Below are 20482 nucleotides of genomic sequence, written 5' to 3' on the forward strand. Positions count from 1 at the left end.
TATTTTGCCCATCAAACTAACACCGGTTCATTCGAATGCTCCCATCTTGAAAACGAATTGACCTTTCCTTTTCTAAGAAGATACTTTATTATCTCCTAAAGGAATCTTCTGATCATGCTGCAAAACAACTACTTCAACGATGTATCCGACCTAAGGTTACATTTCGATCATATTATCAATTGGAAGGAAATCGTGGATTCCTACGAGGGCGGATTTACCGATGCCGCAAAATATAAGGCGGGAGACGAAAGATTTTCTGCTGCACCTTCTTCTCATGAAGAAGCATTAGAATATTATAAAACCTTACTGGATTCAGTGGGAGAATTCGCGGGCAAGGAAATCGCTCCTTATGTTGCCGAACTGGATAAAGTGGGAGTAAAATTCGAGAACGGAAAAGTAGTATTCCCGGAAAAACTATTGGAGATCGTCCGAAAAGCAAGAGATGCAGGATTGCAGCCTACAGGTTTTTCCAGAAAATACGGCGGTTTAGGAGTTCCTTGGACTGTCAGAGCGTTCTTTAGCGAAATATTATATAGAGTGGATGCATCCGTTTGTATCTCCATAGGTTGTGTGAACTTAGCGGAGATCGTAGAAAAGAACGGAAGCGAAGAATTAAAAGACGAATGGTTGCCTCGTTTAGCCGCGGGAGAATTTGCATGTGCAATGGGACTTACGGAGCCAGATCACGGTTCCGATCTACCTGGACTTCGCACTAAAGCCACTCATAAAGAAGGAAATATTTATCTATTAAACGGAACCAAAAGATTTATCACACAAGGATGCGGTACTGGAGAAATTCCAGCGATCCTTCTTCTTTTAGCCCGAACCGGAAATCCCGGAAGCGGAGCAAGAGGACTTTCCTTCTTCTTGGTTCAATCCAAAGACGTACAAGTTGCAGGAATAGAAAAGAAGATGGGGCTACATTGTTCTCCGACTTGTGAGATCGTTTTAGAAAATACTCCGGGTATCTTGATCGGAGAAGAAGGTCACGGACTTATCAAACATACGATGGGAATGTTGAACGGTGCCCGTATGGGAATTTCCCAACAAGGAGTAGGGATCGCACAAGCGGCGTTAGCCGAAACTAAAAAATATACTTCGGAAAGGATACAATTCGGGAAACCGATCGGTACAATTCCTGCAGTTCGCAAAATCCTTCGCAGAATGGAAAGAGAAACTATGGCGATGCGCTGTTTAATGTTGGAAGGCGCCCGTGCAATGGACCTATATTATTTCAGAGGAGATCATCTGAGAGAAAAGGGCGCCACAGAAAGGGATCTGAAATCTGATGTTGTTCTGAAGTATTGGGAAAAGTTAGCCGGAATACTCACACCTATTTCCAAGTTTTATTGTTCCGAGTCCTGCGTTAAGATTGCAGGTGACGCAGTCCAACTTCATGGAGGAGCAGGCTTCACCGAAGATTATGATGTCTCTAGAATTTATAGAGACTCGCGGATCACAACCATCTACGACGGAACTTCTCAAATCCAAGTCAATGCGAGTATAGGTGGGATCGTTACAGGAATGAGCGGTCACGGTTTCTTGAGAGAATATATAGACAACGAATGGACTCATTTCCCTACCGAAGAGACCAAAGTTCTTTCGGATGTTTGGGACGGTTTCCAGGAATCTGTCGCTATGTATAAGGATCTTGCGACTTCCGAGGAAAGAGAAGAAACAGCGGACGAGATCGTATGGGCAAGTGCCAGACTTCTTTCCGGTCTACTATTCTATCGTTCTACGCTTCGTATTCCGGAAGAGCTTAGAGCGGATCGACTTTCTCATGTGGATGAATATAATCTGGATAGTCTCGGTTATATGGAAGGTCTGAAGGCGAAGTTAAAGGTAAAACTTTCCGCTAGACAAGCGGTTTAAGATTTAGGAACCGCCAGGGATGCGAAGGGCTTGTCACGAAGTGACGAGGGCGAATGCCCGAGCCCGTAGCAGCCCGGTCCGAACGAAGTGAGGAGGCGGCCAAACAATCGAAAAAAAGCGTTTTTGTCCTTATACTTTTAGGAAATCGGTCGATGGAATTAGAAGGAGGGGACTATGCCCGCATTCTCTATTCCGGGATTGAGTTCCGGCCAGGATACGAACCAAATCGTAAAAAAACTGGTAGAGCTGGAAGCAAAGCCGATTCGCCGTTTGGAAAAACAAAACGGTTTCAATCAGGCTCAGGTCAAGGCATGGTCCGATCTTAAAACTCTCACTACAGACCTCCAGAACAAAACACGAGAAATTATTTCTTTCACGGCGCCATTTGCAACTAAGTCGATCGTTTCCGATCCGGAAGGTGTGATCACCGGGGACGCTGCGCGTTCTGCAAGCAGTGGAAAACGTAAGATAGAAGTGAAAGAACTTGCTACATTTCATCAGATCTCAGGCGATCCTATCGATTCAGAGAGAAAGATACCCGCAGGGACTTTTAAAGTACTTTCAGGAGAGATAGAGAAGGAGATCGAGTTCCAAGGCGGAACTATCCGAGATCTTTATCTTACGATCCGCACCGCTGCTGCGGGGATCGTTCAGCCTACTATCGTAAAAGTAGACCAGGATAAAACGGTTTTAACGTTAGCTGCTTCTCAATCCGGTAAAGATAATCAATTAAAGTTTGATGACCCGAATGGAGTTCTTAAGGCGGCTTCTCTTGTAGGAGGAATGCTTCCTCAGGACCCGCCTCAATCTTTTTATCTTCCTTGGGAAGCGAGCCAGACGAATCCATTTCAACCGGATAAATACGGTATGACTGCGGATTCTAAGCCTACATTTATCGCGGCAGATCCCGAAAAAAAAGAACCTTCTAAGATCAAATTGAGTTCCAAACAAGCATTCCAATTTCATGTGGATGCGAAAGAAGGGAAGAAGGGAGCAAGGATCGAGGCTACTCTTTCCGAACCTTTGGAAGAAGGAGAGACAATCTCCTTGGGTGTGATCTACGACCAAGACGAGCAGGACAAAGTATTTTTAGAAACTGCCTATCACAAAGAAGGAAGGGTCCGAGTTACTTTTAAATCCAATATGGATGGAAAGAAGATCCATAAGGTAATCGTGATCAACCAAACCGGAAAGGAGAAGGAATTCTCTAATTTCAGATTTGTTCTTCCCGCCGAGTTCAACGGAGCTAAACCCGCAAAGACGATTGTAGAAGCTAAGGATGCGGTCTTTTTAGTGGACGGAATCGAGATCACTCGACCTAAAAACGAAGGTCTGACCGACGTGTTGGATGGAGTTCTTCTGAACCTGAACAAGAAGAGCGAAGGTGGCCCGGCTACAGTAGATATCAAAGTGGATTCCGCAAAAGGGATCCGAATGATCAAAGAATTTATAGAAGCATATAATAATGTTCTAAAATACTCTAAGGACGCCACTGCCGTTAACAGAGAGAGTGGGATCAGCGATTCTAAACTGGAAGATCCGGACATTACCAGATCCTTCTGGGAAGGAAAAACTAAAACAGGTATTCTTGCCGGAGAAAACTCTGTCATCCGTTTGGTCGCGGGTATGAAAACAGTGACCACTTCTTCTTTTCCTGCGTATCCTAATTCAGAGATCAGAACTCTTTCCGATGTTGGGATTTCAACGGGAGAAGTGGGAAGTAAATGGGCGGATATCCAGGAAGGTTTTCTCGCTCTGGATGAGGCAAAACTCGCGGCAAAACTTGCGGAAAACCCGGACGCGGTCCGTCATTTATTCGCACAGGATACGAATTCAGATGCCAGAATGGACACCGGAGTTGGTGTAAATCTGGTAGAACATTTGAAACCTTATACTCAGTTCGCCGGCGGACTGGTTACAAGCAAGATCAAATTATTAGAAGAGCAAGTCTCCGATAATAACAAGAAGATCAAAAACTTCGAATCACACTTAATGAGTTACGAAAAAAAGCTCAAAGAGAAGTTCCTATATATGGAGCAGGGTGTGGGTAGAAACAAGGCCGTCGGTTCCTATCTGAATAATAATCTCAATAGGGGACAGGGCGGAGATGATAAATAAAGGAATTATAATATAAACGGAGGAATCACCGTGGAAATATTCGTAAACGAGCAAAAATTGGAAAGCGTCATCGAAAATGAAAAGAACCTGGGAGAGGTTTTCGACGCGGTACGTCGCTGGGTGGAAACTAACGGCAAATTTTTATTATCCTGCGTTGTGGACGGGGAGGAATTTACCCAAAACACAATGCGTGATTCTTCCATTTCAAAGGCTTCCAAGATGGAATTTTTTGTAGGAGAAGAACTGGATATTCTGATCAGTTCTCTCCATGAGTTGGATTCTTATGTGGATAAGGTAGGAACTACTTTGCTCGGCAGAGATTCTCTAACTGAAAAAGAATCCAAGGAACTAGGAGACGGAATAGAATGGATCCGTAGTCTTTTGGAATCCGCAGGTAAACTTTTAAAACTAAAATACGATCAGATCAAACCAATGGGTACAGGTTCTACAGTAAGCGATATCCTGGATGAATTGAGCCGCAATTCTTCCAAACTGGATGGGACTACTGCAATCGAAGAGTTTTTGGAATATCTAAGAGATCTGAAATTATTCGTGATGGATCTGGTAGCAAGAGCTTCCGTTCTGGATCTGGAACTTCCCACTTTGAGAGAAATTTTAGATACTTTTATCAAGGCTGTTCCCGCTTTAAAAGAAAGTTTCGTAAAAGTAAACGAGAGTTATCAGGCCGGAAAAGACGAGGTGGCAACACATCTTCTTACCCAATCCGTTTCTCAGATCAATGTTCTTCTGACTTCGTTTATCACTTTAAGACAAAAACTTCCCGGTATGGATTTCTCTAAGATCCAGATCGCAGAAAGGACTTTTGAAGAAAAAACAAACGACTTAAACGATACACTTGCTTCCGTTGCTTTGGCTTTGGAAGAAAAAGATATTATTCGTGCAGGAGATATTATAGAGTATGAGATCCCTGCTGTTCTGGATGAATTTCTTCCATTCTTGGAAAAAGTAAAAGAGCAGGCGGATTCTCTCGCAGTCTAAAAATCTGCGCAAGCGACTATAGCTGCTTTTTCTTTGGCCCGCGTAGCTTGCGGGTCGCGCTAACCGTTAATTTCTAAACAGAATAAGGTTAGATCGTCCGTCATGATCCCGTCTCCGAAGGATTCCGAATAGGATACTAAGGAGCGGATCAGGCTGTCCGAATCCTGGTAAGAAAGTTTTTTTACCGCTTCCACAAGAGTTGCATTTCCCATCGGAATTCCTTTAGATCCCCTGACCTCGAATAAACCGTCGGAATATAATAATACCCTGTCTCCAGGTTTTAGTTGTATCTGAAAATCCTCCAAGATAGGGGTCCCTACGGCGAGTAAGACCCCTCCTTTTCCTTGTAAATCCAAGGTTTGTCCGTCTCTAAGAAGAAGCCCAGCATGGTGACCTGCATAACTATATTCTAATATTCTTGTGTTAGGGTCGTATTTAAGGAAAACCGCGGATATAAAATGTTGTGTCACTACGGAAGAAAGCAGATCATTCGTGAATAATAAACCTTCCTTAGGTTTGTTTCCTTTTCTGGAAAATACGTTAAATGAGATGGATGCCATTGCAGCTACCATCGCAGAGGAGATCCCATGTCCTGAAACATCCGCGAATAGGATCTCCAGACTTCCGTCCGCACTTTCGGAACAATTCAGAACATCTCCTCCTACTCTATCGTAAGGGCGGAAATAGGAGAATATCTTAAACTTATCCGAGCTCGGAAAATCCCGAGTAGTGATCGTGTTTTGGACTTCTCTTGCTATATCTAGATCTCGGATCACCCTGGAGTAGAGCATATTGATCCTTTCCGAAGCTTCTTTCTTTTCGGTAATATCCCGAAGAACGTACACTTTGCCTAAGTCTCTTCCTGAAATTGGGATTTCGGATTTGGAAACTTCTAGATAAACCGAATCGGAAGAGGGGAACATATCTTCTTCGGAAGAGATCTTTTTTGTTTCCGAAAACTTTCTTTTGAAGTCCATTCTGGAAAATGGTCTTCTTGTAAATCCTTCTAAAAATTTTCCTAGATCCAGCTTTTCGGGTGTGGGAGTCGCTTTAGGAAAACCTAACATTTCTTTTGCACTTTCGTTCCAATATAACAGGTCATCCGAAGCGGATAATAGGATCACACCTTCTCTTAGCTTTGCATATAATTGGAGTGCGATCTTTTCCAATCGGATCTCTAAAAATCCGTATTTTGCGATCGCTATAAATACGCAGGCGGATTGGATCACACTTACACTTCCGCTCAAAGGAGGATAGTTTAGATCTCCTTTGGATAAGATCCTAGGAAGTACGGTGGTCAAAAATCCAAGCACGGATGATAAGAATGTTCCGAATGCCAAAAGGTAACATTGTTTTCTGAATCCTATCTCTTCTTTCCTGGATTCGAAAATCAAAAGAAAGATAGCATATACCGGAGGAGAAACCGTAAGTAGATTGATCCCATATACATAAAGAGGACCTTGTATAAGCATATCCCCCCAATATTTTCTTTCTACTCCTACTATGATCCAATCCGTGGTTAGCGTGATCGGAAAGATTGCGAGAGCTAGTCCTCTTAAAAGATATAGAACTATATTCGGATTTTTTGATAAGAATGCGAATACGAACTCTAAAAATAAAGGACCGACCAATAACCAGGAAATAGAGCTGATCTTAAAGATCCATATCATCCAATGGAACGGTAAGAAGGACCAATATAGGATAATAGAAATGATCCAGAGGCTCAATGCGCCCGAATACAAAAGATATAAATGAACTACTTTATGTTTTCCTTTTAGAGCTAAAACATAAGTGAACAGCCATAGATTGATGAATAATGCGAATAATGGAAGGATCAGATACGGGTTCATGGTCCGATCTCCAAGGCCAACATAGCCAAGTCGTCATTGTGTTTTCCATTCCCGAATTCCAACGCTTTTCTGTGAGCTGCTTCCAATAAAGAGCGGGTGTCCCTATCCGCCATTCCTTGGATCCAATCTAAGAATTCTTCGTAACCGAAAATTTCTCCCAGATCATTCTTCACTTCGTATAAACCGTCCGAATAGAATAATAATCTATCGGAAGTTTGCAGGTCGAAATGATAATCGTTCAAATGTAATTCTTTGACGGCGAGTAAGATCCTGCCTTCTCCTTCCAGAGGGTAAATTTTACCTTCTCTGAAAACGAGCATAGGATGATGCCCCGCGTAAGAGAATCTTACTCTATTTTCCTGAGGATAAAAACTGGCATAGACTGCAGAGATATGATGATGCAATACTACCTTAGAAAGCATTTCGTGGATCTCGGACAAACTTTCTTTGGGAGAAAGTTTTTTATCCGATACGATCTGGAACGCGATGGAAAGCATTCCTCCCACCATGGCTGAGGCGATCCCATGACCTGAAACATCCGCGAATAATATATCCACCCTTTCTCCGGGATGTTCAATCACTCTCAACATATCCCCGCCTACCTTGTCTATCGGTTGGAAAAAAGAATGTATCCTATAGGAACCTTTGTCCGGAAATTTTTGGGTAATGATAGAAGCTTGAGTAACGCGAGCAATCTCTAGGTCATTTACGATTTGTGAATATAATTGGTGGATCTTCTCTTGTGCTGCTTTTTTTTCAGTGATATCTCTTAAAAGATAAAGAGTTCCCGATTCATTCTCCGTGATCCTGATCTCCGAAACCGTAAGTTCTATGAATTGTAAGACCGAGTTACCTATTAACTGATAGTCTCTAGGAATATGATCCTGCTCTTGTCTATAGTTTGCAAAATGCCATTCAGGTTTGAACAGACCTTCTCTGGATGGAGAACCGTCTAAGATCGCGATCGCTGCCTGGTTCGCAAAAAAGAACTCATGGTTCTCTTTTGTAAGAACGATCCCATCGTGAATGTCTCGGAATAATTCGACTGCGATCCTTTCTAAACTGATATTTAAAAATCCGTAACGTGTGATCGCCACAAAAATGAAAAATGCCTGTATACTGATCGCTGCAGGGCTTAATGGAACGAATAAAAATCTACCTTGTTCGTCCAGATTAAATAATTCGGTATAAGCGCTGATCCCGAGTGCGATCGTGGTGCCCCAGATCCAAAAATTCAATTGTTGTCTGATCTTTCTTTGTTTTGTCCTGAATCTTTCTTTTAAAAGAAGATACAGTCCCCAGATCGCAGGACCACTGACCGCAATCGTACTAAATGGAACGAATAAGATCCCCGGTTCTAATTCGTAACCCCAATCATATAGAATAGAACCTTTGATGATCCAATCCGTAGATGCGGTTAAGAAGATAGTGAGAACCACGGAAAAACGGAAGAATGGGAGTAGGATTGTCGAACGAATGTTTAAAAATCTATGTACTGTTTCTAAGAATAAGAGGCCAACAGGGATCCAGGTAAAACAAGAAAGTTTAAAAATAGGAGTCATCCATTCGGGGGGAAGCATGCTCCAATATAAAATATAAGAAACCAGCCAAAGATTTAAGAATAGAACGAATCGCAAAAAGTCCCGGATAACTGCACTTCGGAACCTTCTCGCGAAAACATATGAAATAAGAAGAGTATTTATGATTAGAGCGCTTATTGGCAGAAAAAGGTAATAATTCATAGGCCTGACGCTTCGAGGCATCCTAACCGGGTCCTAATTCGGAATCAATCCCGAATGACTTGTCGACGGACCTTTTTTAGGCCTGAAAACCGCAGTTTTTGCGGAGTTTAAAATCCAGGAAACAGGATTTGTTTATTAAGAAAATAGATTGCGTTAGACGACATTGTATATAGAATTGACGCGACTAACGCTCCGTCGCGGCCTAAGAGGGAAATCGAATGAGTGGACTGGATCCGGTAGGAACGATGGAACCTAGCTCCGATTATTTGATCCAAGAATCAATATCCTATCCTTCAAAAGAGGCTCCGATACTTTCCTTTAAAGGAGTAACTCTTACTCCGGTATGTATTTGCCCTGAATGCGGGGTATCCAGTAAAACTCCATGGTACAAGTCCAGAGGAAGGCTTAGAGATTGGGCTGCATTTTTGGAAGAAGTCAGATATATTATCTGTTCCAACGAGTCCTGCCGGACAAAATACTCTCAAAAATACCTTTTAGATTTTCCGAAAGGGACCAGTATTTTAAATAAATCGAATTTACTTCATTCTTTAAAAACTTGGTTCGAAGAGTTTTCAGGGAAAGAGATCGTTTTGGTAGAAGAGGAGGGCTTGGGCGGCTTATCTTGGGATCCGTTCTTTCAATCCGTGCCGAATTGGGCGGATCATATTCCTACTCATTTATTTGCAAATATCCTGCGATATACTCCTCCAAAGGATTTGGAAGGTATTCTTTTGGGAAGAAAAGGAATTCTTATATTCGGCGGATTTAAATTTTAAGAAAACCTGATATGAAGCGACTATCTTTCTTGCAGTATTTTTCTGGAAAGAGTCTCGTCCTTCTTCAATTGAGAGACCAGGGCGTCTACTCCCGGGAATTTGATCTCTTCTCTGATCTTTTTGGTAAAGATCACATGGACCTTCTTCCCATAGATATCATCAGAAAAATCGAATATATGACTTTCTAATGTGACTGCTTGGTCACCGAATGTAGGATTGTTCCCGATATTGATCATAGAAGGATAGGTTTTGCCTTCTACCTCGGTCCTTCCCGCATAAACTCCTACACCGGGAAGGATCAGCTCAGGCAATGCTTGCACGTTTGCAGTAGGAAATCCGATCGTTCTTCCTCTTTGGTGGCCTTGTACGACTGTTCCGGTAACTGAGAATTCTCTTCCAAGGCATTCTTCCGCTTCTTCTACCTTACCTTCTCTCAATAAGGAGCGAATATAGGAGCTGGAAAGTTTTGTAGCGCCTAAAAAAACGGGATCCAATTTTTCCAAATCGTATCCGTATTCGGAGGAGTATTTTTTGAGAAGTTCATAATCTCCTCTTCTACCTTTTCCGAAACAATGATTGAATCCTATCAGAATGGATTTTGCTCCTAGTTCGTTGATTAGGATTTCTTTTAAGAAGGTTTCCGCCTCGATTTGGGCGAATTCCAAAGTGAATGGGACAACGACTAGCCAATCGATACCGTATGATTCTATTAAATTTTCCTTATCTGCTTGGGTGGTAATCCCTCCCAGGTCCTTGTCTTTTCCTAAAACAAGAGCAGGGTTGGGATGATAGGTGATAACGCAGGAGGGGAGACCTTTTTCCAGGGAAATTTCCTTGGTTCTTTCTAAAAGAGCCTGGTGGCCCAGATGGATCCCGTCAAAATTCCCCAAAGTTACGACTGTGGAAGTCTTTAGGTTGCTTTTTAAGTTCTCCAGACTTCTAAGAATTTTCAAGTTTCTCTCCAAAGGACGGTCGATATTCTAAAAAGATGGACTGGCGCCGAATTGCAATTCTCTTATTCTTAATTCTTGCCGCTGCCGGACAGGGTCCGATCGGTCAGGAAAATCGGAAAACGAAAAATTTTGAGAATTTCTCCAAACCGATGGGGGGAGAAAACTATATTTCCGAGGATTATAAAACCTTTCCCGAACTTTCGATATGGGCCTATCATAACGGTTTGAAATTGGCTCCGGATAGAAAGGATCCTGCTCCCGGCGCCGGGACGGGACGCCTATTCGATAACCAATGTAAAATGGTCCCGGAAACTGGGTTGGATATCCTACTCATCGCCGATCCGAACAGAAAAGACATTATCTACGTTTATTTTGATCTCACACTATTCTCCAAAACGGAAAATGCGGCGATTTTGCCGGATAGGGAACTCAGGATTTCCGCAAATGGGATCCTAAAAAGAACGATCCGCTTTCCGGACGCGAATTTATACTCAAAGTCCATCTATGCAGTAACTCCTCCAGTCTATATCACTGTAGATCCGTCCGAGTTGAGAGAAGGCAGACTGAATTTGAATCTTACACCGCTGGCGGGAGAAAAGGGTAGGTTTTGGGGAGTTTGGGACGTGTTTTTGTCCTACACCGCCCCGGAATATCCATGAAGATCAGGGAAACTGGCTAGTGAACTCGGACTCTGAAAGAGTTTGGAAATAAGAAGTCAATCCCGCTACTTTGAAAACTTTTTCGATCGCAGGTTTCATGTTCGCGATGAAAAATTTTCCGCTCAATTCTTGGACATAATTCAGTTGTTTAATCAACATCCCGATCCCGGAGGAATCGATATAGTTTAACTTTTCCAGGTTGATCACAACGTTATTGTTGGTTCGATCAATGTTCTGTTCGAAAAAGTTTTTGAGATCTATGGACGTATAGATGTCCAGGCTCCCGGAGAGGCTGATTATATTTGTTTCGCTGGATTTTCTAATGCTGATTTCCATATCCGTCCCTTCCCTTTTCGTAGAATCCGGCCGGAATTCAACGAATTTTTAGGAAAAATCCGGGCTTTTTGACGGAATGGACGACACTAATTATAGGAAATCGTCCGGAATCATACGAATGAAGAAACCGTTCATCTTACTTCTTTTGATCTTCTTATTCAGTTGGGAAATATTTTCTCAGGACTTCGAGAAGGACGGTCAGATCAAAATTCTTCCTTACGAACCTTTGCAGGTCCGTGACATAGAAGGACTCACAAAAGATATCAAGGATTTCCATAAAAGGATCGAGGATATGCTCCCTTTCCTGAACAGTCGGAAAAAAATTATTGATAATGAGTATTTCCAGTTTGTTCCTGCGATGGAAAATTTTAACTTCCCGGTCCGCGACAGATTTTTAGTAGATAAAAAGTTTTATTTAAAAGTTTCAGGGGGAGAAGGTTCCCTAAAACTAGATGGAGTCCGCTTCATCACCCGAAAATCACTGGTTACTAAACTCAGACCGATCAACGACGAGATCGGAGAGTTAAAAAACGAGAAGGTTATAGCCTCCGATATTTCTAGCATTGTTTTAGTCGTAAAAAGAAAAACGGATGCGGGAACAAAAGAAGAAGTATATAATCTAGGAAATATCAGAAGCCCGTACCAAAGAGTCAAGTTTGTACGTTCCTATCGAGACAATCTTGCAGAAGTGGTCCAAGCAATAGACAAATATGTGGAAGGAACGATCCGAGCAGACAGAAAGGATGTGGATACCATGCTGGACGGTTTGGAAGGCGGCGGTTCCTACCAGGAATATAATTCGAATCGTTAAACCGATTTTAGAGTCTAAAATTTTACCATGAGTTCGGCCTGGACAGATCATTATCGGGTTCTGGGCCTGAACTACGGTGCAAGCCTTGAATCTATCAAACATAGATATAGGGAGCTCGCCAAAATTTTCCATCCGGACAATCGGCTCACAGGCTCCAAACCAGTATTCTTGAAAGTTTTGGAATCGTATCAGGTACTTTCCAAACCGGAAGAACGTTCTCGTTTCGATCAAGAATTTAAGATCCGAAAGAAGGAAGAACATGCAAAAAACGGAATATATCTTATTCCGCCTTCCAGGATCTTATTCGCTACCCAAGCAGTTGAATTTGCAAGAAGGGGCCTTCTTCGCGCCGGAATGAGAAGCAGGGATCGCAAAAAATACACCGGCATCTATCATGATATTCGGATCTGCCTCAAACCGGAAGAGTTATTGGGTAGAATATTCGCAGCCATTCCTTTAGTAGTCAGATCCATTTGCCCGGAATGTAGAGGTTCCGATCTGAACTGCGCTTCTTGCGGCGGAAAGGGATCCTATAAAAGTTATAGATACCTAAAATGGAGTCCGGAACCGGGGAGTTTGATCCCCGGCAGGATCTATACTTTGGACTTATCCGGATTTCGCCCAGACGTATTTACTCATTTCAAGAAGAGAATCTTAAAAGTTAAAATTGAACTCTTCCAGGGTCAAAAAAAATAGGCATATATGCAGAAGGTTTTCAAATTCGAGCCTATCTATAAGGAAAAAGTCTGGGGCGGTAGAAAATTAGAAACCGTATTGGGGCGATCCATCCCTTCGGGTGATATTGGAGAGTCTTGGGAGATTTCGGATTACGGTTCGGATCTTTCCAGAATTACGAACGGAGAATGTTCCGGAAAAACTTTCAGAGAGGTATATACTTCCGATCCAGACTTAGTTCTCGGAAAACCTTTTAAAGGACAAAGTTTTCCTTTATTGATCAAATTGATCGATGCTAAAGAAAAATTATCAGTACAAGTACATCCGGATGACGCATATGCGGAGAAGTTTGATCCTGAAAGTGCAGGCAAAAAAGAAGCTTGGACAGTTTTACAAGCAGACAAAGGCTCCAAACTAGTTTGTGGATTTTCTAAACAAACGAATAAAGAAGAATTTTCCGAATACGTACAGACAAATCGTGTAGAGGAAATTTTAAACGAAGTAGAAGTAAAGGAACTGGATTCTTTTCTTCTGAACCCGGGAAGGATTCACGCAATAGGCGGTGGAATTCTTTTGATGGAAGTCCAACAATCTTCCGATTCCACTTATAGAGTGTATGATTACGGAAGACCAAGAGAGTTACATCTTAAAAAAGCGTTGGATGTTTTGGATTTTTCTTCCGCAGATCCTAAGGACAGACTTGTTCCTAAACAAATTGATTCTTTCGAATTCTCTCGTTCCGTTTTGACTGCGAATGATAAGTTCAGAATGGAAATTTTAGAGATAGATTCTAATAAGAAATTTTCTCTTCCTTCTTTTTCATCCGAGCCGGTGTTCCATGTTTTGATGGTATTGAGTGGAGAATGTAAATTAGAAGATCTGGATCTGAAAACTGGAGATACCGTTTTAGTCACAGCTTCAGGTATTAAAGAAGGAGTCACTTGCGAATCCAAATCTTCTTTCTTACGTTTGGCTTGGTCCGGTCCGGGTTCCGACTGGATCCAGTATTCTTGAGTATGAACGGCCCAGGAGAATATTCGGAAGAGCCTCTGCTTTGGGTCAGCGAATCCGAGATCAAAAAACAAAGACAGATCGCAAAAGAATTACGCAAAACTCCCTGGTGGAGAAAGAAAAAAGCGGACGGGATCTGTCATTACTGCGGTAAAAAATTTCCACCTGACGAACTCACTATGGATCATCTGATTCCTTTGGCAAAAGGTGGAAAGTCTATCAAAGCGAATTTGGTCCCTGCTTGTAAAGACTGCAATAATTCCAAAAAGAATAAACTTCCTTTCGAAGAATTCTGATCTTCTCACCAACAATGTGTGTGGTATACTGCTTCTAAAAGATATAGATCGCAGACTGTCTTATTGTTCTGATCGGCCAAACAACCGGTTTGCAGCATCTCTGAGGTCTTTTTGTCGCTTGGAGTTGCTCTTCTGCAGTCCTGTTTTCCTCCGGAATTACAGTCGTAAGATCCGAATAGAACAATTAATATAAAAATAAAAAAGAATATATTACGCATTTTGAATGAATTAGTCCGCAGGTTTAGGTCTACTCTGTACATATCTTTCTAAAAATAGGATCCAATCCCTTTTGAGAGAAGGTTTTTTGAGATAAGAATCGAATCCTGAACTTTCGAAAAATTCTTCCGAGCCCGGTAAAGCGTGCGCTGTCCAAGCCACCAAATAAGGAGGATGAGCGAAAGTTTCCTTAATTTTTTTGGAAACTTCTAAGCCGCTGATATCCGGAAGATCTATATCTAAAAGTATGATCTCATAGTTTTCTCTGTCCAGTTGAGTGAGCGCATCTTTTCCCATTCCTAAAGAATGTACTTTCATCCCGAGTTTAGTGAGAATGTCGAATGCAACTCTCCTGGAAAATTCTTGGTCTTCCACGAGTAAAATTTTGAGCGGAGGTAGAACGATAGGCGGAGTTGTCTCTTCTTCCAATTCTTGTTTTTCAGGTTCTTCTTGAGGGAATGGAAGTAGGAAGGAAAATTTGGATCCCTTTCCCGGGGAACTCGTGATACGGATACTTCCTCCCATAAGTTCTACCAATTTTTTGGAAATGGTCAGGCCGAGTCCGCTTCCGCCGAATTTTCTAGCGACGGAAGAGTCCGCTTGCACGAAAGGTTCGAATAATACTGCCGCTTGTTCTTCTGCGATACCTACTCCGTCATCTTCTACCCAGAATTCCAATACTCGGGAGAAAAGATCTTCTCCATAAAAACGAACTCCAAGGCAGACCTTTCCTCCGGAGCCTGTGAATTTGATCGCGTTACTCAAAAGATTTAAGAGTACTTGTTGGATCCTTCCTTCGTCCCCTAAAAAGATCCCGGGATGATGTTCCGGATAAGATATATCTACTAAGACCCTTTTTTCTTCCGCTCTTGCTTTCACCACTCTGGAGGCTCTTTGCAGGACCGCAAAAGGATCAAAAGGCAGGATCTCCAACACGAAACGATGATTTTCTATTTTAGAAAGATCTAATAATTGGTTCACTAAATGGAGAAGGTTCTCTCCGGATGCTTGTATAATTTCCGCGTACTCTTTTTGCTCTTGGGTCAAAGAAGTTTCAGAAAGAAGATTAGAAGTTCCCAAAAGTCCGTTCAAAGGAGTGCGGATCTCATGACTCATGATCGCCAAGAAATCGTATCTGTATTTCGCTTCCCATTCCGCTTTTTCCTTTGCGGCGGTAAGTTGTACTGTTCTGGACTCTACCTTATTTTCCAGTTCCGTTTTGAGTTCATTCAGGTTCTGGTTTGCGATCTGCAGCCCCTTCTCCGCTTCCATAGAAGTTCTTAAAACTCTGGAGAAGGAGAATGAAAATCCTAAACTATGGAAGAATATGAACAAAAAGATCGCCGGGGCTAATATATAATGGTTATTTAATATATAATTAGAGGATAGAATATCGTTTATTCCTGCGATGATTATAAAAGAGATCCCAACTAAGAAAAATCTGGAACCCGGTCTTGCATGAATGACCGCTCTGGCGCATCCCAATAAAGTATAAGCCCCGCCTATTAGGATCGTAAATTGGAAAGGGAAGAGTAATCTTGCATAATATTCTGCAGGCAATACCAGAGTAGGAATTGCGAATAATAACATCACGATCAGAGAGATCTTTTCCGTTTTTGGGTGGAAATCCTGTTTAAATGCAGTGGCAGAATAGGACAAAAATCCTGAACATAGAACATAGGTGCTTAGATATTCTAATCTATAACTGATCTCCCAAGGAACCTCAGGGAATATATAATTGAATAATCTATTTCCGGTCAGGAAAAAACGGAATACCGAAGCTAAGGAGAATAGCGCAAAATACAATTGGCTTTTTTCTTCTCTTGTTCTGATAAAAGCCATGATCTGATAGATCGCAAGCACCAAAACCGCAGCGGAACTTGCAATATCCACCGCTTGGCTAGAATGCAATTTTTTTAATATAAGAGAAGGTATTCCTATCTCAGGAGTAAACCAAAGGCCTCCATTGATATGGGCGAAGTTGGAGATCTCGAAATCCAATCTTTTCAGATTTTGGGGAAGAAGAACCAGTGAAGTTTGCAGGAACGGAACCGAAGTCTCCGGAGTTTTTCCCACTTTTCCAACGGTTTCTAAAAGTTTTCCATCCGCGTAAATTGAGTAAGATGTTCCTAGATCCGGAACTTTTAACATCAACTCAGGGCAATTTTCAGGAAGTTGTATCTGAAGAGAATAGGTCCCAAAACCTTTTCCATTCGGAAATAAAAGTTTACCTTCTTTTGCAAATTCGTTCCAGATCTGGGGAACTGGTGCGTAAATTTTCTCTTGGATTTGTTGGGACTCAGGTTCCGAAGCCAAAAATTTTCCCGGAACCAATTCCCATTCTCCCCTTAGAGAAAGAATTTTTTTGTTCGGGTCCCAAGTTTTTGGATCTAGTTTACCTTCTCGAATTTCTCCCAGATCATAATCTGCCCTTCCACAATTCCAAAAGAATAGAAGGCAGAGAATAAAAATCGGGAAAATTACGCGATTCGAATACATAAATGACGGAATTCCATCCTATAAATGACGCATTTTCGAGTTTGTCCACCTTTTACGGCATAGCTGGATCCTTTTTTGGGCCGATCTTTACGGTAAGGAAAGACTCTATGCTGGAATCTTACGATAAGGAAACCGAATCTACGGAGCATGAGGAGCTGGGCGACGAGCTTCTGCACTTATTGGATGAGGACGGAAATCCGTATTCTTTTATTGTGGGAGAAGTAGTAGAGTTAGACGAGCACCAATATTTTTTACTCATACCTTCCTCCGAAGATGAAACAGACTTCATCAATCTGGATGTAGGGTTTTTAAAGGGAGAAGAAAGTTTCGGATACTTTGCCGTGAAGATAGAGGCGGACGAATTCGGAGAAGACAGATTGGTAGAAGTCACGGACTCCAGAGAGTTGGAAGATTTATTGTACGAACTGAACTCAGACGTAGTCTAATGGGTCCAATGGTTTTGATTTTTGTTTTGAAAATAGTTTTTTTCATATAAAAAGAAATCGCATAATTTTCAAAGGATTAGAATCTATCGTAGTGGAATTGAACGCTCTTAATTTCGAGTTTCAAATTTTAGCTCTTTCGAGCCTTATCATCTTAAGCATAGGTCTATTGCGCGTTTCCACAAAATTTGGAATTCCTTCTCTACTTATATTCTTAACGATCGGAATGTTGGCAGGTTCCGACGGCATTCTAAAGATCTGGTTTAACGACGCGGATCTGACCCGCAAGGTCGGTTCCATTGCACTAGCATTTATCTTATTCTCCGGAGGTCTGGAGACCGACTGGGTCAAGGTAAAACCCATACTCGGGAAAGGAATTTCTCTCGGGACATTGGGAGTACTTCTCACCTGCTTGTTCGTAGCCGTATTCGCAATTTTTGTAATGGGGTTCGATCCTATTATAGGATTTCTTTTGGGTGCGATCGTATCATCGACCGACGCTGCAGCTGTATTCAACGTTCTTAGAACCAGCAATATAGGTATGAGAAAAGGACTCACTTCTCTTTTAGAATTGGAGTCGGGAAGTAACGATCCACTCGCTGTTTTATTGACCACTTCCGTTTTAGGATTTGTGGGAACTTCTTCTCCTTCTTGGGATGCTTTAGCCTGGACTATCTTTCAACAATTCAGTTTAGGAATTATCTTAGGTCTACTTTTAGGATATTGGATCTATAGAGGTATGAACCGTATCAAACTGGATTATGAAGGTTTGTATCCGGTATTACTTTCAGCTTCCGTTCTGTTTGTATATGCTGCAACCGATTTGATCGGAGGGAACCCGTTCTTAGCGGTATATATCGCAGGGATTATTATAGGAAATAGATCCTTCGTTCACAAACGAAGTAATGTTCGTTTTATGGACGGGATTGCATGGTTGATGCAGATCGTGATGTTCCTTACCCTAGGACTTCTGGTATTTCCTTCTAAAATTCCTTCCGTTGCCGCGTTAGGAATCGCGTTTTCCGTTTTTCTAACCGTGATTGCGAGACCCGCGGCAGTGTTCCTGGCTCTCACTGGATTTAATGTAGATTGGAGAGAAAAACTTTTAGTCTCTTGGGTGGGATTAAGAGGTGCTGCTCCGATCATTCTCGCGACATTCCCTTTTGCAAAACAACTCCCTGAATCGGAGATGATCTTTCATATAGTCTTCTTCACCGTATTAACTTCTTTGTTATTACAAGGATCTACGATCCCGTTTGCAGTCCGAATTTTAGGACTCGAGGCAGCTTTGGAGCAAAGAGCTTCTTATCCATTCGAATTCGAGAACAAGGACAAGAGCGATACCCAACTACTGGAGTATATCGTTCCGTACGGTTCTGCATCGGTAGGTAAGTTCGTATACGAATTGGATTTCCCGGAAAACTCTTTGATCACCTTGATTTACAGGGGAGATTCTCACTTGGTCCCGACCGGTAAAACCAAGATGGAAGACGGAGATGTTCTTTTAGTTTTAACTCCTGAAGGTGCGGAAGATAAGATCCGTGAAATTCTTTCCAGAATGGGAGAGAGAAAGGAAGTATAATTTAGTGAAATTTTTGGAAAGAATCAATTCTATTCGATATTCAGACTTAATTTTAGCGATCATCTTTTTTTGTTATCTTTCTTACCAGCATGCATGGATATCTGATGATGCATTTATTAGCTTTAGGGTAGTGGATAACTTTGCTAACGGATATGGGTTACGTTGGAATATTGCTGACAGGGTCCAAGTATTTACAAATCCTCTTTTAGTTTTATTATTACTTTTTCCTTATATTATTTGGAACGATATAGCATCTCTTTCCTTTATAACTTCATTTTTCTTCGGGATAGGGACTTTATTATTTCTTAAAAAAATAGCCAGGTCTAAGACATCGTTTCTAATCTCAGTCGCTTTTCTTTTTTCTTCTAAGGCCTTTTTTGACTACATGTATTCAGGATTAGAGAATTCTCTAAATTACTTGATCCAAGCGGCTTTTTTTTACTTTTTCTGGAAAGATTATAGGTCCGAAAAAGAATCTAAACTTCCCATCCTAACTTTTTTGGTGTCCTTGGCTATTATCTCTAGGATGGATTTCGTTTTAATTTTTGTAATTCCATCTATTTATTGTTTTTGGAAAGAGTGGAAAGAAAGACGTATTACTCAAAAAACCGTTACAATTTCCTTTTTAGCTTCTATTCCCTTGATTTTGTGGTTTTTATTTGCTGCAGTTTATTACGGTTCTCTACTGCCGAATACGTATTATGCAAAAACAAATATTACGGATTCTTTAAGTCAAGTTTTTCAACAAGGTTTCTTGTATTACTATAATCAGATCATTTGGGATCCTATTTCACTCATTTTTCTTCCATTTGTGTTTGTTCTGACTTTATTCTTTAAGAATAAACAGAACGGATTACTGATCGGCTTTCTTTTTTCTCTCCCATATTTAATTTATATTCTTTTAGTGGGCGGAGATTTTATGGCGGGACGTTTTTTTACTTACGTTATTTTAATGTTCGGATTAGTCATAGCTAATGCTACTGAATTTGGTAAAAAAGAAGTTATTGGTGTAGCCGGATTATTATTGTTTTATAATTTATTATTTTTGCCTTCGCCGATACATTCTATGCCTAAATCTCCTTTAGATTATGTACAGAATGTGGATGGTGACGGTATTGTTGACGAAAAGCGCTACTATTTTCATAGAACTGGATTTCAGAAAAGAAATGAGCTCGCATCTTTGCTTAAGAGGCTTAAAGAAAAATCTCCCATTTATACTGTGAAGGAAAGAATTCCGCGGATTAGCAATATCGGCTTTATCGGATTTTCTTTAGGGCCAAAATATCATATCGTAGATCACTGGGCCTTACCCGATCCTTTACTATCTCGCTTAAAAGGAAAGGGACGGATCGGTCATAAGATCAGATGGCTTCCAAAAGGTTATATGGAAAGTTTGGAATCAAATTCTAATATGATTACAGAAGAGCCATTGCGAGAATATTACGAAGGAATTCGAATTCTGACTATAGGTTCCATTTGGGATCGAAAAAGATGGGACTTATTTTGGAAATATCAATTCGGTTCGTTTAGAAAATATCCAGCGGACGATTATGTTGTGGATAAGGATAAGTCCGAGAATTCCGAAATTGAATTAGTTTTACCTCCGGATATCTTTAAAGACTTTGTTCGCTGAATATTCAG

18 protein-coding genes are annotated in these 20482 nt (G+C 41.3%); 12 read left to right on the forward strand and 6 right to left on the reverse strand.

What is annotated here, in order from left to right; translation table 11 throughout:
• The first annotated feature begins 114 nt into the window (after nt 1-114).
• The 3 genes from EHR06_RS03350 to EHR06_RS03360 all read left to right on the forward strand — a co-directional run bounded on the left by EHR06_RS03350 (nt 115) and on the right by EHR06_RS03360 (nt 4992).
• Complete coding sequence (locus tag EHR06_RS03350; RefSeq protein WP_135755715.1) at nt 115-1875, forward strand: acyl-CoA dehydrogenase family protein; 1761 nt, start codon at nt 115-117, stop codon at nt 1873-1875.
• 174 nt (nt 1876-2049) lie between these two features.
• Nucleotides 2050-3993 carry a flagellar filament capping protein FliD gene (fliD, locus tag EHR06_RS03355; RefSeq protein WP_135755716.1) on the forward strand — a complete coding sequence of 648 codons (1944 nt, stop codon included), beginning with the start codon at nt 2050-2052 and terminating at the stop codon, nt 3991-3993.
• Between the two features lie 30 nt (nt 3994-4023).
• Nucleotides 4024-4992, forward strand: a complete 969-nt coding sequence (locus EHR06_RS03360) for a hypothetical protein (RefSeq protein WP_135755717.1) — start codon at nt 4024-4026, stop codon at nt 4990-4992.
• Nucleotides 4993-5051: 59 nt separating this feature from the next.
• Here the strand turns inward: EHR06_RS03360 and EHR06_RS03365 are convergent, their stop codons facing one another.
• Complete coding sequence (locus EHR06_RS03365) at nt 5052-6842, reverse strand: SpoIIE family protein phosphatase (RefSeq protein ID WP_135755718.1); 1791 nt, start codon at nt 6840-6842, stop codon at nt 5052-5054.
• Complete coding sequence (locus EHR06_RS03370) at nt 6839-8584, reverse strand: SpoIIE family protein phosphatase (protein ID WP_135755719.1); 1746 nt, start codon at nt 8582-8584, stop codon at nt 6839-6841. Before EHR06_RS03370 ends, EHR06_RS03365 begins: the two co-directional genes overlap by 4 nt.
• A 218-nt stretch (nt 8585-8802) precedes the next feature.
• Here EHR06_RS03370 and EHR06_RS03375 point away from each other — a divergent pair, with 218 nt between their 5' ends.
• Nucleotides 8803-9360 (forward strand): hypothetical protein, encoded by a 558-nt coding sequence (locus EHR06_RS03375; protein WP_135755720.1) that lies wholly within the window; start codon nt 8803-8805, stop codon nt 9358-9360.
• Between the two features lie 20 nt (nt 9361-9380).
• Here the strand turns inward: EHR06_RS03375 and EHR06_RS03380 are convergent, their stop codons facing one another.
• Nucleotides 9381-10313 (reverse strand): bifunctional riboflavin kinase/FAD synthetase, encoded by a 933-nt coding sequence (locus EHR06_RS03380; protein WP_135755721.1) that lies wholly within the window; start codon nt 10311-10313, stop codon nt 9381-9383.
• A 35-nt stretch (nt 10314-10348) separates the two neighbouring features.
• Here EHR06_RS03380 and EHR06_RS03385 point away from each other — a divergent pair, with 35 nt between their 5' ends.
• Nucleotides 10349-10972 carry an LIC10729 family protein gene (locus EHR06_RS03385; RefSeq protein WP_135755722.1) on the forward strand — a complete coding sequence of 208 codons (624 nt, stop codon included), beginning with the start codon at nt 10349-10351 and terminating at the stop codon, nt 10970-10972.
• 3 nt (nt 10973-10975) lie between these two features.
• On the opposite strand, the gene EHR06_RS03390 is transcribed toward EHR06_RS03385, so the two are convergent.
• The gene (locus EHR06_RS03390) at nt 10976-11308 is read right to left on the reverse strand and encodes an STAS domain-containing protein (RefSeq protein ID WP_100769555.1); all 333 of its coding nucleotides are present in this window, start codon (nt 11306-11308) and stop codon (nt 10976-10978) included.
• A gap of 118 nt (nt 11309-11426) precedes the next feature.
• Between EHR06_RS03390 and EHR06_RS03395 the strand changes: the two genes are divergently transcribed.
• The 4 genes from EHR06_RS03395 to EHR06_RS03410 are packed head-to-tail and all read left to right on the forward strand — an operon-like array spanning nt 11427 to nt 14101.
• Nucleotides 11427-12119 carry an LIC_12936 family protein gene (locus EHR06_RS03395; RefSeq protein ID WP_135755723.1) on the forward strand — a complete coding sequence of 231 codons (693 nt, stop codon included), beginning with the start codon at nt 11427-11429 and terminating at the stop codon, nt 12117-12119.
• A gap of 27 nt (nt 12120-12146) precedes the next feature.
• Entirely contained in the window at nt 12147-12815 is a 669-nt protein-coding gene (locus EHR06_RS03400; protein WP_135755724.1) for a J domain-containing protein, read from the forward strand.
• A gap of 6 nt (nt 12816-12821) precedes the next feature.
• Nucleotides 12822-13808 carry a type I phosphomannose isomerase catalytic subunit gene (locus tag EHR06_RS03405; RefSeq protein ID WP_135755725.1) on the forward strand — a complete coding sequence of 329 codons (987 nt, stop codon included), beginning with the start codon at nt 12822-12824 and terminating at the stop codon, nt 13806-13808.
• A gap of 2 nt (nt 13809-13810) precedes the next feature.
• The gene (locus EHR06_RS03410) at nt 13811-14101 is read left to right on the forward strand and encodes an HNH endonuclease (RefSeq protein ID WP_100721849.1); all 291 of its coding nucleotides are present in this window, start codon (nt 13811-13813) and stop codon (nt 14099-14101) included.
• Between the two features lie 5 nt (nt 14102-14106).
• Here EHR06_RS03410 and EHR06_RS03415 read toward each other — a convergent pair whose 3' ends face one another.
• Nucleotides 14107-14319: a hypothetical protein gene (locus EHR06_RS03415; RefSeq protein ID WP_135755726.1), complete on the reverse strand. Its 213-nt coding sequence runs from the start codon at nt 14317-14319 to the stop codon at nt 14107-14109.
• 10 nt (nt 14320-14329) lie between these two features.
• A complete protein-coding gene (locus EHR06_RS03420) occupies nt 14330-16816 on the reverse strand; it encodes an ATP-binding protein (protein WP_135755727.1) in 2487 nt (828 codons plus the stop codon).
• 107 nt (nt 16817-16923) lie between these two features.
• On the opposite strand from EHR06_RS03420, the gene EHR06_RS03425 reads away from it, so the two are divergent.
• The 3 genes from EHR06_RS03425 to EHR06_RS03435 all read left to right on the forward strand — a co-directional run bounded on the left by EHR06_RS03425 (nt 16924) and on the right by EHR06_RS03435 (nt 20474).
• On the forward strand, nt 16924-17262 hold the full coding sequence (locus EHR06_RS03425) for a DUF1292 domain-containing protein (protein ID WP_100709161.1): 339 nt from the start codon (nt 16924-16926) through the stop codon (nt 17260-17262).
• A gap of 97 nt (nt 17263-17359) precedes the next feature.
• Nucleotides 17360-18841: a potassium/proton antiporter gene (locus tag EHR06_RS03430; protein ID WP_425269475.1), complete on the forward strand. Its 1482-nt coding sequence runs from the start codon at nt 17360-17362 to the stop codon at nt 18839-18841.
• Entirely contained in the window at nt 18801-20474 is a 1674-nt protein-coding gene (locus EHR06_RS03435; RefSeq protein ID WP_244288477.1) for a hypothetical protein, read from the forward strand. The genes EHR06_RS03430 and EHR06_RS03435 overlap by 41 nt, the downstream gene beginning before the upstream one ends.
• Nucleotides 20475-20482: the final 8 nt, after the last annotated feature.

The organism is Leptospira dzoumogneensis (assembly GCF_004770895.1).
Lineage (GTDB): Bacteria > Spirochaetota > Leptospiria > Leptospirales > Leptospiraceae > Leptospira_B > Leptospira_B dzoumogneensis.

Excerpts from the sequence above, each read along its gene's own strand:
- EHR06_RS03350 (WP_135755715.1), top strand. The coding sequence starts at position 115 with ATGCTGCAAAACAACTACTTCAACGATGTATCCGACCTAAGGTTACAT.
- fliD (WP_135755716.1), top strand. The coding sequence starts at position 2,050 with ATGCCCGCATTCTCTATTCCGGGATTGAGTTCCGGCCAGGATACGAAC.
- EHR06_RS03365 (WP_135755718.1), bottom strand. The coding sequence starts at position 6,842 with ATGAACCCGTATCTGATCCTTCCATTATTCGCATTATTCATCAATCTA.
- EHR06_RS03370 (WP_135755719.1), bottom strand. The coding sequence starts at position 8,584 with ATGAATTATTACCTTTTTCTGCCAATAAGCGCTCTAATCATAAATACT.
- EHR06_RS03375 (WP_135755720.1), top strand. The coding sequence starts at position 8,803 with ATGAGTGGACTGGATCCGGTAGGAACGATGGAACCTAGCTCCGATTAT.
- EHR06_RS03385 (WP_135755722.1), top strand. The coding sequence starts at position 10,349 with ATGGACTGGCGCCGAATTGCAATTCTCTTATTCTTAATTCTTGCCGCT.
- EHR06_RS03390 (WP_100769555.1), bottom strand. The coding sequence starts at position 11,308 with ATGGAAATCAGCATTAGAAAATCCAGCGAAACAAATATAATCAGCCTC.
- EHR06_RS03395 (WP_135755723.1), top strand. The coding sequence starts at position 11,427 with ATGAAGAAACCGTTCATCTTACTTCTTTTGATCTTCTTATTCAGTTGG.
- EHR06_RS03400 (WP_135755724.1), top strand. The coding sequence starts at position 12,147 with ATGAGTTCGGCCTGGACAGATCATTATCGGGTTCTGGGCCTGAACTAC.
- EHR06_RS03405 (WP_135755725.1), top strand. The coding sequence starts at position 12,822 with ATGCAGAAGGTTTTCAAATTCGAGCCTATCTATAAGGAAAAAGTCTGG.
- EHR06_RS03410 (WP_100721849.1), top strand. The coding sequence starts at position 13,811 with ATGAACGGCCCAGGAGAATATTCGGAAGAGCCTCTGCTTTGGGTCAGC.
- EHR06_RS03415 (WP_135755726.1), bottom strand. The coding sequence starts at position 14,319 with ATGCGTAATATATTCTTTTTTATTTTTATATTAATTGTTCTATTCGGA.
- EHR06_RS03420 (WP_135755727.1), bottom strand. The coding sequence starts at position 16,816 with ATGTATTCGAATCGCGTAATTTTCCCGATTTTTATTCTCTGCCTTCTA.
- EHR06_RS03425 (WP_100709161.1), top strand. The coding sequence starts at position 16,924 with ATGCTGGAATCTTACGATAAGGAAACCGAATCTACGGAGCATGAGGAG.